The sequence below is a fragment of the Chryseobacterium tagetis genome (genome assembly GCF_016735585.2).
Classification (GTDB): Bacteria; Bacteroidota; Bacteroidia; order Flavobacteriales; family Weeksellaceae; genus Chryseobacterium; species Chryseobacterium tagetis.
In genome coordinates, this window is sequence record NZ_JAERSE020000005.1 from 384,283 (window position 1) to 397,482 (window position 13,200).

Genomic DNA, 13,200 nt, shown 5'->3' on the forward strand with positions numbered 1-13,200 from the left:
TGCAACTTGAATTATCTATATGAAAGGACAAAATAAACTATTTTTTGCGATCATCATTGCTCTTATTTTAGGAGTCGGACTAGGAGGCTTCGTTCACTTACGCTATCCTGAAAGTGCAGAGCCGTTTTCAAAAAACATAAAATTGCTGGGAACTGTTTTTATCAGACTGGTTCAGATGATTATTGCTCCGTTGGTTTTCTCCACACTTGTGGTAGGTATTGCTAAGATGAGCGATATTAAAATGATCGGAAGAGTAGGGACAAAAGCTATGTTATGGTTTATTTCTGCCTCTCTGGTTTCCCTTTTTATAGGGTTGATTTTAGTAAATTGGCTAGAACCCGGTCATATTACCAAACTTCCGATACAGGATGTTGCTTCTGCAGAAGAACTGCTAAAAAGCAGCAAAGGTTTTTCTATGAAAGACTTTGTGGAGCACGTAATTCCTAAAAGTATTTTTGAGGCTTTTGCGACTAATGAAGTACTTCAGATTGTGGTATTTTCTATTATGTTCGGAATTGCTTTGGCTAATTTAGGTGAAGAATATTCACAGCCGGTGATCAAATTATTTGACATTATTGCCCATGGAATCCTTAAAATGGTTGGCTATATCATGTGGTTTGCACCTCTTGGCGTTTTAGGAGCGATTGCTGCCGTTGTTGCTACCAATGGTTTTGAGATATTTAAAGTATATGCAATTTATCTGAGAGACTTTTTCTTTGCATTAGGCGTTCTGTGGCTGGTTTTGCTGTTGGTGGGATATATGATTTTAGGAAACCGACTTTTCGATTTGCTGAAAAGAATAAAAGCACCTTTGTTAATCGCATTTTCTACCACTAGCTCTGAAGCTGTTTTCCCGAAATTGGTAGAAGAATTGGAGAGATTTGGATGTAACAACAGAGTCGTATCTTTTATTTTACCTTTAGGATATTCGTTCAATCTGGATGGAAGTATGATGTATATGACGTTTGCTTCGATCTTTATTGCCCAGATCTACGGTGTAGAAATGACAATCGGACAACAAATTACCATGTTGTTGGTATTGATGCTTACTTCAAAAGGAATTGCCGGAGTTCCGAGAGCTTCTTTGGTCATCATTGTGGCAACGTGTTCTATGTTCGGAATTCCTCCTGAGGGAATTGCTCTTATATTACCAATTGACCACTTCTGCGATATGGGAAGAAGTATGACCAATGTTTTAGGAAATGCACTGGCAACCTCAGCTGTTTCTAAATGGGAAGGTCAGTTAGAAAATCATGGCGGAGATATTTAATGAATAATTTTGTAAGCTTATCGTTTTGAATTTACAACACTATAAACAAGACATTGCTGATAATGGGTTTTCCGTTATCAGCAATATTTTTTCAGAGGAAGAAATCGAAAAGATCGGTGAGGTTATTGACCAGATTGATACCTCAAAAGAAACATTCAGAAAGTCTGAGGATCTTTTTGCCATCAGACAGTTTTTAAAGGAAATTCCAGAGGTGAAGGATCTTGTCTTTAATGAGAAGGTTAAAAAACTCATCAAAGAAGTTTTTGGAGATCAGTATTTTGTGGTAAAAAGCATTTATTTTGATAAACCTGAAACCTCGAACTGGTACGTTGCCTATCATCAGGATCTGACTATTTCTGTGGATAAAAAAACAATGTTGCCAAACTTCGGACCTTGGACAACGAAACAGAATCAGTTTGCTGTTCAGCCGCCATTAGATATTCTTGAAAATATTTATACGATCAGAATTCATCTTGATGATACGGATGATCAGAACGGTGCGTTAAAAGTTGTTCCTGGATCTCATGCCAAAGGAATTTACCGTCCGGAAACTATCGACTGGAATACAGAAACCGAACACATCTGCAATGTGGATAAAGGCGGAGTAATGATCATGAAACCATTAATCCTTCATGGCTCTAACCGAACTACAAACGGAAAAAGAAGAAGAGTGATCCACATAGAATTTTCAAACCGTGAGCTTCCTGAGGAAATTCAATGGTCTGAAAAAGAAAGGGTAGGATAAGATATTTCTATCTAAATTTTAAAGCAGTTATTTATATTTTTCAATTGTTTTGTTGAGATAAGCCTTGTATTTTTCACTTACGGGAATTCTTTCGTTACCAATCAGCAGATTGCTTTTTCCTATACTCTGCAAATGACGGAGTGAGATGATGTGCGAATTGTGGACACGGATGAAGTTTTCGGAATCTATCTTTTCTGAAATGGATTTCATCGTTTGATGGATAATCAGTTTACGGGTCTCCGTATAGATAATGATATAATCTTTCAGTGCATTGATTCTCACAATTTCATTTAGATTCAGTTTTACATCTTCATTATTGGAACGTACAAAAATAAAGGATTCACTGAAGAAGTTCTGACTGCTTTTTTCCTGTAAGATTTTTGCATTATTCTGAAGATTATAGCTTTTATAAACAGCTTTCAAAAAACGTTCAAAAGAAAATGGTTTTAATAAATAATCGATGACATCCATTTCAAAACCCTGAACGGCACAATCGTCATAAGCTGTTGTAATAATTACATTCGGTAGTTTATTAAAGCTTTTTAAAAATTCTATTCCGGAAATATTCGGAAGGTTGATATCCAGAAAAATAAGGTCTACACTGTTATCCTGCAAAACCTGAATCGTCTCCTGAATATCATAGCAGTTTTTTACCAGATTCAGAAAAGGAATTCGCGAAATATATTCTTCAATTACTTGGTGGGCAAGTTCTTCGTCGTCTACAATAATACAATTCATGGTTAGTTCAATTGAAGTTTTAGATTAATTTGATATTCGGAGCCATTATCATTGATGTAAAGTTGATATTTTTCCGGATAGATCAGGTCAAGTTTCATTTTGGTATTTTTTATTCCCATTTTATTGCTGTTAAAGGTATCGGGATTCTTTTTCTCATAAAAATTTTTGATATTGAAATCCAATATATCATCTTTCATATACACAACAAGTTCTAAAGGTCCTTTTCTTATATCTGCGTGTTTAAAGGCATTTTCTACAAACGTTAAAAGCAGAAGAGGTTCTATTTCATACGCTTTGAAATTACCTTCAAATACACAATGGATGTTGTTATACTTTTTAAAACGGATAGATTGTATTTCTATGTATTTTTTGATGTTATTTATTTCATCTTCCAGATTGTTTTTCTGCCTGTTTTTCGTACTCAGCACATATCGCATGATATCGGACAGAATAAGAATTACCCTCGGTGTTTCCTTAGATTGCACGATCGAAAGTGAATAAATACTGTTTAACGCATTAAAAAAGAAGTGAGGATTGATCTGCTCACGCAGGATCTTCAATTCACTTGACTGTCTTTCAAATTCCAATTCCTTTATCTTTTTGCCGTTTTCCGTCCATTTATCGACAAAGAAAAGTAGGGTACTGAAAACAATAGCGAAAAGGCCTATTTTGAAGAAAATATCATGAAAATTAAGATCATGGTGGAACCTCATCATTCTTCCGGGTCTCATAAAACCTCCCGGTGGAGGAAAATGCGGAGGTTGCCGCAAAGGAGGGAAGAAAGCAATCATTAATCCTACATATACTACCACAAATGAAATGGTAATGGCAAGTATAACATTCGGTTTTTGCTTGATGATGAAAGGCAAAAAAATACTGTAATTAAGGTAAAAAAGAGTAAAGAAGGCTAAAAAGATTTTAAAATTGATAAAAAACAGAAAGCTTCCAAAAACAGAGTAATCCATACACAGTTTAAAGAGTATAAGAATGATCCATATTACCCAGTGGTAAATGTAGATGGTTCGGAAAGTTTTAAAAAATGCGGTCATAAATGGTGTGTTTTTTTATAACTTGTGAGCACAAAATTCCTTCAATTTGGTATTGAAGGAATCCATTGTTTTACAAAAATATAGAATTCAGTACGTAATATTCATAGAGTCCAATTCCTGCACGGAAATTCTCGGTAAAGAAAGTTTTCCTATTTTACTCACTACAAGATTGGCTGTTTTATGAGCCTCCATACTATTTTTAAAAGGCAGTTGCTTATTGATAGCGGGAATATAGGGCTGGTTGATAAGAATCCTCTTCTTTTTAATGATTTGATAACCATATCCGGCGTTCTGTTTAGTAATCTTGATTTCAAAATCACTGTTTTTTTTCTGGCAGCCAACCATAATAATCCCTGAAACAAAAAGGAACTTCCCAAATCTTTTAATCATCATCATTCTGGCTTTCGTTTGGATGGAATACCCAGATGTCGTCAAAATAAGACGAACCACTGTTCCCTGTAAGTACATACCCGTAGTTTCCTATTGAGAATGAACATGCGCTTTCTCTGGCAGAACCTTCAAAACCTGTTCTTTCCGTCCAGTCATTCGTTGCAGGATTGTACTCCCATGTCGTATTGACAACTCCACCTGTAGATCCCGTAGAAACGTAGCCTAAACCTCCGGCTGCAAAAGCTGCAGTAGAAGCTCTGTTTTGAGAATCGTCATCATTATTGGTGTCTACTTTTCTAGTCCATGCCTCAGTATTAGGATCAAATGCCCAGAAATCAGAAACAAGGCTTCCGTTATTGGTTCCAAATCCTACATAAGCCGTATTGTTGATCACAAAAACAGCTCCGTCTCTTCTTTTAGATCCTCCTAGACTGGTAATTGTGCTCCATGTTGAGGTAGACTCGTCATATTTATAAAAATCTTTCAGCTCACTTCCATCGTACCCTGTTCCTACATATCCTTTGTCATTGATCCCGAAAGCTAATGCGGCATATCTTTCCGTTCCCGGGAAGTTTGCAATCTGGCTCCAGGTATTGGATGAAGGATCATACTTGTAGAAATCCTTTAGTTTATTCAATCCGTCATATCCTGTTCCTACATATCCGTAAGAATTGGTGGCAAAACCTACTGCAGAACTTCTTTTTGAACCCGGGAAGTCCGCTTTTTGTGTCCAGGCATTCAGAGAAGGATCATAGCTCCACAGGTCATTATAATAATATTCCCCATCATATCCTCCGGTGATATATCCTTTTCCGTTTACTACGAAAGCAGATGCATTAGATCGAGGTTTACCATCAAGATCAGATACTCTTACCCAGTTCCCCATTAGTTCTTCGTCATCATCATTTTTACAGCTTGTTACTAAAAATGTTCCTACAATAGTAAGAGCGAAGATTGAAAGTTTACGATTCATTATTCATTCTTTTTCATGCAAAAAAATTTCATTTCAGTGTATTTTGAAAATTTTTTAGACGAACGTGCATTTTTTGTAGGCGAACGTTTGTTTTCTTTAGATAAATATCACCCTGATTTTAAATATATTAAATATCGACATAGATTTCACTATGGTCTACAACTCGGTATGAAAGGGAGAAAAAATTTGAAGCCCATACTTGTTCATTATATGTTTGTGAAAAAAAAATGTACAAATACCTTTTATTATGTATTTCAATGTTGTGTCTTTTTTCCTGTGAAGATGAGAGCAATACATATGAAGTAGGAAGTTCCTGGACGAGTGCACAGTCTAAAATGGTAATGATTGATACCCTTACCATGAAGATGTCTACCATTATGATGGACTCTGTGACGACCTCAGGAAAAAGTGTGATGATGATTGGAAATATAAAAGATCAGACATTTGGGAAGGTTACTTCTTCCTCTCTTTTTGAGCTTACCCCTTCTACTTATGGGATAACTTCTCCTTCCTCAGCAGTTTTTGACTCTATCGTCATGTACCTTACCAATACCAATTTTTATTACGGAGATACACTGAAAAGCTTTAAACTGAATGCTTATCCTTTGCAGGACAGAATAAAACTGAACAACGGATACTTATATAATAAAAGCAGTTTTAATTATTCTTCCAGTTCGGTAGGAAGTGCGGAGTTTTACCCAAGACCAGGGACAGACAGTAGCTATGTGAAAATGCGTCTGGAGCAGTCTTATGGACTGAGTATATTTAATACATTGAAAAACAGTGATGTGACCACTCAGGAAAATTTCCTGAACTTTTTTAAAGGATTGGCGTTGGTTCCTTCCAGCGATAATAATGCTCTGATGCGTTTCGGCATGAATAGCTCTTATCAGGTTCAGATTAATAAGAGTACCAAAGAAAAGGTATCAAATGTTGTAAGACTTTATTACCATACAACCTCACAAAACGGAACAGATCTATTGAAATACACATTGGATCTGGTACCGAGTACTGCTAATAGTTATAATAAAATAAGCTCTGATTTTTCAGGCTCTGAACTTGCAAACCTTACTCCTAAAACGCCTATACTTTCTCAAAATTTAGGAAATAAAACGTATCTAATGGCGGGGATTGGTGTATTTACTAAAGTTGAAGTTCCTTATCTGAAGTCCCTGAAAAATCTGTATCCGAATTATAAAGTTATAGATGCAACACTTTCATTGAGTCCGGTTGCAGGATATTATTCTACCAGTTTTTACAATCCGAGTGCATTGTATTATTATTGGGGAGATAAGCTCAATCATGTCGTAGGTTCATATACGCAAAGTGACGGATCTAGTGAAATTACTGCAGGTCTTTCAAATGCCAGTGAGTTTCAGAACGAACACTCTTATGATTTTTCCTTTAAAACATACGTAAATACCATATTATCCGAATCAGCTGATTCCAATTATAATACATTGATCTATCCGTCGTCTTATACAGATGTTTTATCAGGAAAAGCAGTATTGGGAGATCAAAAAAATAAAACAAACCCTGCCAAGCTGAAAGTTTATATGTTGGGATATTAATTAAGAATTTATGAAGAAGAATAAAACAATAATCATCACTGTACTTTTCGCGTGTGTAGGTGGACAAAAACTGGCTGCTCAGAATGCTTCACCCTATTCATATTTTGGAATAGGAATGTTTAACAATGTAGACAATGCCAGAGATATAGCACTGGGAAATACAGGGATCGCCCTAGAAGCACCGGATTATATCAATTCTAAAAACCCTGCATCCATGACAAGTATTTCTACAAGAAATGTCGTTTTCGATGTGAGCGGTCTTATGAAATACAATACTATTTCCAGTAATCTGGGAACAGATAAAAGGCTGAGTTCCAATTTTACCAACTTTTCAGCCGCTTTACGAATTTCAAAAAAAGCTTTTGTAGGACTAAGTATGCAGCCTACAACTTCTTCGGATTATAAAATATCGTCTACCATTCCTATTGAAGGAACGGCTAGTGAATATCCTATCACGTACGAAGGAAGCGGAGGACTTTCCAATTGGGGAGCCAGTGTTGGATACAAAGTAAATGATAACTGGAGCTTTGGAGGAAAAGTGAAAAATAATTTCGGAACCATTATCCGTAAAGAAACCATTACGACTACTTCAGAAGTTGAGATAAGTCGCGATATACGATACACTGGGTTTAGCTACGGTTTAGGAACACAGTACAGAAAAGAATTTGAGGACAGCGGGCTTCTCTTAAATTTGGGAGCAGTAGTCAATTTCAAGAGTAAATTGGTAGCCAAAGGAGAAGTGGGCTACACAGAAAATAAAGATTACACCAATACCGTTACCAGCAAACTCTCAACAAAAGACACTTCTCTGCCTTTCGAGTTTGGAGCCGGAATCAGTATCCTGAAAAATGACAGATACCGTGCGACTTTTGACTTCATGCAAAGCCAGTGGGATCAGGTGACCAATTCTGTAACTCCTGAAAAATATTACCGACAAAATACTTACGGATTAGGTTTTGAGATTCTTCCCCATAGAGGAAGGGTACAATCATTATCAGAAGCATTGATCTATCGTTTCGGACTTAACTATGACACCGGATACTACAAGGTAAATAATGCCAAGATCGATAAAATGGAAGCTACGGTAGGTCTTGGAGTTCCTTTCAATAAAATTATCCTGAACGTGAATTACGGCTACGGAATTCATGGAGTTCAGAAAAATATTCCGATCAGAGAAAACTATCACATGATCAACTTAAGTATCAACTTCCTGGACACTTGGTTTACGAAGAGATACCTAGATTAACATCAGAAAGAAAAGTAGAATCGAATAGTGAGCGCAGTGTTTTTATCTTCATTCCTTCCTGTATCACACGATTGTACCGAAGCAGGAGTGCTTTAAATAGAAGTCCCCATCATTTGATGGGGATTTTTTTATCTTTTATTTGGCAGTTGCTTTTTCAGCTTCAGCCTTTTTAGCAGCCTCTTCCTCTAAAGATTTTTGATAATCATTGTAATCATCATCAGTTTCATTGAGGTCTTCTTTCTGATATTTTCCGGTTTCTACCTTAAAAGTATCCGAAGGTCCTGTGATTTTGATCGGAATACCAATGATCCCGAAAGGAGGAAGCCCCAGTCGCATTCCAACGTTGATATAGCCGTCCAGACTTACCTGTCCTTCAATCCTCGGGCGGAAACCTGCAATTTTAAACTTGGTTCTTTCTATAGAAATCACATTGTCTTTGATCGTTGTTTTAATATCAACCTTATTCACTTTTGCATCGTGCAATGCATTGGTTGAGGTTTTCTCAGCCACAGAGTTGAAAACCTTGAAGCCATAGAACTGAATATCTTCCAGTGTTAAAATACCTTCTCCCTTTATGGTCTTCAGTCTTGGGAAGAAATCAGCTCCCAGATCCCCTTCCAGATGATAATCCAGAGAAACTTTCCCGTGTGCTTTTTCTGCGGCGGCCACCATTTCTCTGAATAATGTAATCTCTTTATACGCTCTCTGAATATCAAAGTTTTTCGCTTTCGTATTGATGCTGAATTTTGCCTTCTTAGCATTGATCGGGAAATAAGTTCCGTCAGCATTGAAGGTCGAGCCGATCATTCCGAACTCGGTTTCATTAAGTGCCAGATTTCCGTTTTTTAAAGCAAGATTCCCTTTAAAGCTATTCAGCTTAATATCCTTAAATAAAATTTCGTTGGCAGCTCCGTTGATGGTAATGTCGAGATTCTTAGGAAGCAGAATAACACCATCTTCCGCAGAAGTGGAATTAGAGGATTCTCCGGAATTATACGCCATAAAATCATCAATATTTACCTTTTTGGAAGTAAAATTGATGCTTCCGCTTAGATTCTGGTCTTTTAAGATATAATTAATATAATTCGATACACTTCCGTTAAAAACAAATACATTCTTTTTGTAACGGGCTTTTACATCTTCAAATGTCAGCTGGCTTCCGTTCAGCTTAAACAGACCTTCTTTGACCACAAAATTGCTTGGGAAAAACTTCGAATGGATAGTGATGTTCTCAATTTTTACAAAACCTCTGTTCTGAATATTATCCAAAGCAGCCCCGTTCTGGCCCTTCAATCCTACATCGGTGGAAACAACCCCGTTAATATCCAACCCTTCAATAGGGAAGAGCTTGTAAAGGTCGCCGAGATTAAGCTGTCCCTTAGAATGCAGTCTGTAATTAAGATTATTGAGATTCTTCAGATTAGCCTTTACAGTGAACGGTTTTCCTGCCAGTGTAAACGAAATAGGAAGTACACTAATATCCAGATCGCTGAAAGAACCTCTTCCGCTTTTTACATGAGTTTCTACGTTGATGTTTTCTAAAGGAAGTTCAGGATAATCGTCGAACTTTATAAAACCGTTTTTCAGGGATAAAATACTGTTGCTTACAGGAACTCTCTTACGTTTAGGTTCATAGGTTCCTACGGCTTTAGACTTCACAAAAAGATCACCGCGAAGATCAATGCCTTTTAATGGATAAATTTTATAAATGTCCTGAAGGTGGATCTTTGCAGTAAAATCAGCATCAATAGGATAGTTGTTTAAATTTTTTACTTCAATTTTTCCTTTTGCATAATTGTCCAGTGCTTTAGCATCAATATTATGAACTAGAACTGCGGTATTTTTAAAATTGCCATCCGTATTGTGAGCAGTCATGTCCAAATTGATATGATCCAAAGCGGCAGGCATTTCCCTCATCTTGAAATAGCCGTCTTTCAGGTCAGCTTTTAAATCAAATAACGGAACTTTTTGTAGCTTGTTTTTCGCAGAAGTAGAAATGAAACCTTTCCAGTTTCCGTTCAGCTTAAGATTTCCTTTTGCATCAATTTTTTTGTATCCCGTAGCATTCTTTAAAGCTTCAAGGTTAACGTTTGAATCAATTGTGCCCTCAGAAAATAGGGTAGAACCGTTTTCAAAAACAAAATTGGTTCTTGTATAGCCGTTTAATAAGCTGAAATCAAGTTCATTTACCTTTACTTTTAATCGGTTGGGATCCAGAGCCGGAATGTCTATGAGAGAGGTTAAACTTAAATTATTAATTGGAGATTTAGATTTCTGATAATTGAAAAATCCGTTATTGATATTGGCTTCAATATGAATATCCGGACTCTGCTTTTTCGAAGCATCCAAAATCCCTTTCATGGTGAACAAAAGATCGGTTTTTCCTTTCATTTCAACCTGTTTTGCATAGTCCTGGTAAGCTTCCGGAATGATAGCGGGTATCGCTTTCAAGTCAGCATTCTTAGTGGTTATTTTTAGATCATAAACCTGCTGCGCGTCCGGCATTTTTAAGCTACCCTGAAGATTGAACGGAAACCCTCCTAAAACTAAAGGATTGTCTGTGAAATAAAATCCTAACTGATTGATATTGATCTTTGTGTTGATCTTTCCTTTCAACGGCAGATTTTTAACCCATACATCTTTATCTAGCTTAAAAAGGGTGTTCTTAATTTCCGTAGTGGCATTTAAGCTCAGGATATCATTGGAGAGATCGATAATACCATCATATTCTAAATTATCCAGTTTCAGATGAGTTTTACTCATTTGGTCATCATAAATAAAATTAGAATTGGAAATTCTGAAGTTTTGTAGCGCCAGAGCCAGTTTAGAATCATTTTTCTCCTTAGCGTCCTCTTCAGAGATCAGAATGTCAAAGTTATTCCTTCCCAAGCTGTCTACCTTCATCCGGATATTTGCATTTTCAATATAGAGCTTGTTGAAAATGATCTTGTCATCAAAAAGACTGGTAATATCTACTCCTAATCCAATTTCTTTCGCATCAATCAGATTTTCCGTCTGAAAAGGGCTATTGCCTTTTACGGAAGAATTGGTAAGGGTAACTGTAAGATTAGGGAAATGGGTAAAGAAAGAAATATTCAGATCCTTGAAATCTACATTGGTTTTTATATAGCTTTTAGAAACTTCCTTTATTCCACTGTTTATTGTATCCTTAAAAAAATAAGGAGAAATGTACAGGATCAAAGCAATGCTGCCTATACTTATTCCCGAAATTTTAAGAATCTTGGATAAAACGGAAACTTTTGTTTTTTCCTTCTTCATAATGTCTTTATATCAATATACAAAATAACTGATAAAGAAGAGGAAAACGAAATGTTTTCGACTAACATCGGTCATTTATAGATAAATTTATGAATTTCTAAGGAATAAATTTAAGAGAGAGCTGTTCTTTTAAAGTTTCTTAAAGATTGATCTCCTTTAGTTCTCCATCAGCTTTTATTTCGATGAACTTACTTTCCCGGTTGGCAGCGGCATAGTTGTAGAAAAACGTTTGATAGACGGGAGTAGAGTATAAAAAGTTTCCGTAGCCGTTATAGGTATCTGTGCGCGCAGTTTGCTCTGTATAAGAGCCTTTCGCTGTAAAATCGACGATGGTTTCCAAATAATATTTTCCAGGTTTTAGACGTTCAAAAGTGAAAGTTCCTTTGGGACCAGTAAGCGTTTCGATTCTGTATTTAAAAGCTTCTTCGGACATATAAACAGTGTGTCCTGGTTTTTTTTCGTACTTTTTTCTCAAAGCGTAAAATTCTTCGAAATAAGGTGTTACAGGAAAAAGCATTACGACTGTTCCTTCGGCTGGATAAAGCTTTTTGCCTAAAGGAGGTTTGAAACCAAACTCGTTTTTTTGCTTGGTAGAGGCCACTCCCATAAGGGTTGATTTTCCATAATTAATCTGTTCTTGCGCCTTGTTTTTATCGAAAAAAACTTGTGGAAAATATTTGGTTTGGGCTTGTATTCCAACAAGCACCAATAGCAAGAGGACGCTGAAAATTCTTTTCATCAGTATGTGTTTTTTAATCTAATAATTATATTTTACTGTTTTAGGTGTAAGTGTTTTGAAATTAAATACTTAATTGTAGTTTTTTTTTTTCTTCATGGGCGTTTGCTCAAAAGCCCTGTGGTTTTATAAGATAAAACTCAACGGAATAATTTACAATTCCAACAATTCCAAGATCGGAGCCAAAACCTCTTTTTCATATTCTTCGGAACGCTTTAGTGAGTTTATTCCGGAACTGAAATCCGGACTGATCTGGTAGTTCTTCAAAAACTGTTTTTTCCTGATCCCCAGACTGTAATGCCAGTCGTTGGATTCATACTTGGTAAATATGACGGCTTCATCAAAACTCATCAGCCTCCGTCTTTTCCCAAACAGATTTTTCCGGTACACAGAACGGGTATACATATCAAAAATATACCGGAAATGGATGCAGTAAAGAAGGCGGGCCAATAGATGAATGAGAAGGCTGGCTATGATAATCTGGAAAAAGATAAGGGCCCCTTTCCCTAGTTTTTCCTGAAATAAGAGCCAGCCCATGAGCATTGCTATAATACCGGCAGCATCCCAAAGCAGATTGGATGCTTGCATTAGGTGGGGTTGCAGAGAGATAGAATCCGGTGTGATCTCTACCTTTAGTTTATCTTTGATACTCATTTCATGGTTGTTTATCTATTTCATTCGGAATCTATTGTATGGGTTTCTATCCTTTGCTGGCCTTCCCATTCCCAGGAATGGATGCCGTTTTTTTGTTGCCTGGAGTCAGGCGGTAATCCTGATCTTTTCCCTTATTTCTTCTGATATGTTGCAAGTTTTATCATATCAGACAGCATTTTGCCGGGGCGGAAGTTGATTTTGCTTTTTCTGATCTTGGCTGCCGTTACTTCGGCTTCTGTGTCGGCAGGATCGCTGGATATGCTCATTTGCAGGGTAAAATATTCGCCTACACGTACTATTTTTCCATCAGAAAGATCTTTGGTCACCTTTGTGAAGCAGGATTCCAGTACGGCGAGAATGTCGGCTTTAGATACGGTAGAGACTTCCGAAGCGTACTGGGCAAGATCGCTGAACGTGGTTTCGCCGTCGCCGATCGTTGAAGCATACCATTTGGCAGGGGCATTAAGGTCTCTGGGGTTTTTCTTTTGTTGGGTTTTAAATTTAATAGGCATTGTTTCAGATTTTAAAAGGTTAATTTTCTTTTTGTAT

The 13,200-nt window shown here is 36.7% G+C and carries 12 protein-coding genes; 4 read left to right on the top strand and 8 right to left on the bottom strand.

The genetic code is table 11. The annotated features are described in order from the left end of the window. Nucleotides 1–19 precede the first annotated feature (19 nt). Together JI747_RS18575 and JI747_RS18580 are read left to right on the top strand one after the other, a co-directional pair. Nucleotides 20–1,270, top strand: a complete 1,251-nt coding sequence (locus tag JI747_RS18575; RefSeq protein ID WP_225690360.1) for a dicarboxylate/amino acid:cation symporter — start codon at nt 20–22, stop codon at nt 1,268–1,270. A gap of 25 nt (nt 1,271–1,295) precedes the next feature. Next, on the top strand, nt 1,296–2,015 hold the full coding sequence (locus JI747_RS18580) for a phytanoyl-CoA dioxygenase family protein (RefSeq protein WP_225690361.1): 720 nt from the start codon (nt 1,296–1,298) through the stop codon (nt 2,013–2,015). A gap of 27 nt (nt 2,016–2,042) precedes the next feature. On the opposite strand, the gene JI747_RS18585 is transcribed toward JI747_RS18580, so the two are convergent. The 4 genes from JI747_RS18585 to JI747_RS18600 form a co-directional block, all read right to left on the bottom strand. Continuing rightward, the gene (locus JI747_RS18585; RefSeq protein WP_225690362.1) at nt 2,043–2,753 is read right to left on the bottom strand and encodes a LytR/AlgR family response regulator transcription factor; all 711 of its coding nucleotides are present in this window, start codon (nt 2,751–2,753) and stop codon (nt 2,043–2,045) included. Between the two features lie 2 nt (nt 2,754–2,755). Beyond that, complete coding sequence (locus JI747_RS18590) at nt 2,756–3,718, bottom strand: sensor histidine kinase (RefSeq protein ID WP_225690363.1); 963 nt, start codon at nt 3,716–3,718, stop codon at nt 2,756–2,758. A 171-nt stretch (nt 3,719–3,889) separates the two neighbouring features. Next, on the bottom strand, nt 3,890–4,198 hold the full coding sequence (locus JI747_RS18595; protein ID WP_225690364.1) for a DUF4907 domain-containing protein: 309 nt from the start codon (nt 4,196–4,198) through the stop codon (nt 3,890–3,892). Further along, the gene (locus JI747_RS18600) at nt 4,185–5,165 is read right to left on the bottom strand and encodes a Kelch repeat-containing protein (protein WP_225690365.1); all 981 of its coding nucleotides are present in this window, start codon (nt 5,163–5,165) and stop codon (nt 4,185–4,187) included. Before JI747_RS18600 ends, JI747_RS18595 begins: the two co-directional genes overlap by 14 nt. A 227-nt stretch (nt 5,166–5,392) precedes the next feature. Here JI747_RS18600 and JI747_RS18605 point away from each other — a divergent pair, with 227 nt between their 5' ends. Further along, a complete protein-coding gene (locus JI747_RS18605; RefSeq protein ID WP_225690366.1) occupies nt 5,393–6,736 on the top strand; it encodes a DUF4270 family protein in 1,344 nt (447 codons plus the stop codon). A gap of 10 nt (nt 6,737–6,746) precedes the next feature. Beyond that, on the top strand, nt 6,747–7,982 hold the full coding sequence (locus tag JI747_RS18610; RefSeq protein ID WP_225690367.1) for an OmpP1/FadL family transporter: 1,236 nt from the start codon (nt 6,747–6,749) through the stop codon (nt 7,980–7,982). 135 nt (nt 7,983–8,117) lie between these two features. Here the strand turns inward: JI747_RS18610 and JI747_RS18615 are convergent, their stop codons facing one another. The 4 genes from JI747_RS18615 to JI747_RS18630 all read right to left on the bottom strand — a co-directional run bounded on the left by JI747_RS18615 (nt 8,118) and on the right by JI747_RS18630 (nt 13,163). Continuing rightward, nucleotides 8,118–11,261 carry a DUF748 domain-containing protein gene (locus tag JI747_RS18615; RefSeq protein WP_225690368.1) on the bottom strand — a complete coding sequence of 1,048 codons (3,144 nt, stop codon included), beginning with the start codon at nt 11,259–11,261 and terminating at the stop codon, nt 8,118–8,120. A gap of 139 nt (nt 11,262–11,400) precedes the next feature. Continuing rightward, on the bottom strand, nt 11,401–12,000 hold the full coding sequence (locus tag JI747_RS18620) for a hypothetical protein (RefSeq protein WP_225690369.1): 600 nt from the start codon (nt 11,998–12,000) through the stop codon (nt 11,401–11,403). 150 nt (nt 12,001–12,150) lie between these two features. Continuing rightward, nucleotides 12,151–12,651 (bottom strand): hypothetical protein, encoded by a 501-nt coding sequence (locus tag JI747_RS18625; protein ID WP_225690370.1) that lies wholly within the window; start codon nt 12,649–12,651, stop codon nt 12,151–12,153. Between the two features lie 131 nt (nt 12,652–12,782). Continuing rightward, the gene (locus JI747_RS18630; protein WP_225690371.1) at nt 12,783–13,163 is read right to left on the bottom strand and encodes an HU family DNA-binding protein; all 381 of its coding nucleotides are present in this window, start codon (nt 13,161–13,163) and stop codon (nt 12,783–12,785) included. Nucleotides 13,164–13,200 lie beyond the last annotated feature (37 nt).

Bases quoted from the DNA above. Each gene is read 5' to 3' on its own strand.
- JI747_RS18625 (WP_225690370.1), bottom strand. From the start codon at position 12,651: ATGAGTATCAAAGATAAACTAAAGGTAGAGATCACACCGGATTCTATC.
- JI747_RS18605 (WP_225690366.1), top strand. From the start codon at position 5,393: ATGTACAAATACCTTTTATTATGTATTTCAATGTTGTGTCTTTTTTCC.
- JI747_RS18615 (WP_225690368.1), bottom strand. From the start codon at position 11,261: ATGAAGAAGGAAAAAACAAAAGTTTCCGTTTTATCCAAGATTCTTAAA.
- JI747_RS18585 (WP_225690362.1), bottom strand. From the start codon at position 2,753: ATGAATTGTATTATTGTAGACGACGAAGAACTTGCCCACCAAGTAATT.
- JI747_RS18575 (WP_225690360.1), top strand. From the start codon at position 20: ATGAAAGGACAAAATAAACTATTTTTTGCGATCATCATTGCTCTTATT.
- JI747_RS18590 (WP_225690363.1), bottom strand. From the start codon at position 3,718: ATGGATTACTCTGTTTTTGGAAGCTTTCTGTTTTTTATCAATTTTAAA.
- JI747_RS18595 (WP_225690364.1), bottom strand. From the start codon at position 4,198: ATGATGATGATTAAAAGATTTGGGAAGTTCCTTTTTGTTTCAGGGATT.
- JI747_RS18620 (WP_225690369.1), bottom strand. From the start codon at position 12,000: ATGAAAAGAATTTTCAGCGTCCTCTTGCTATTGGTGCTTGTTGGAATA.
- JI747_RS18610 (WP_225690367.1), top strand. From the start codon at position 6,747: ATGAAGAAGAATAAAACAATAATCATCACTGTACTTTTCGCGTGTGTA.
- JI747_RS18630 (WP_225690371.1), bottom strand. From the start codon at position 13,163: ATGCCTATTAAATTTAAAACCCAACAAAAGAAAAACCCCAGAGACCTT.
- JI747_RS18600 (WP_225690365.1), bottom strand. From the start codon at position 5,165: ATGAATCGTAAACTTTCAATCTTCGCTCTTACTATTGTAGGAACATTT.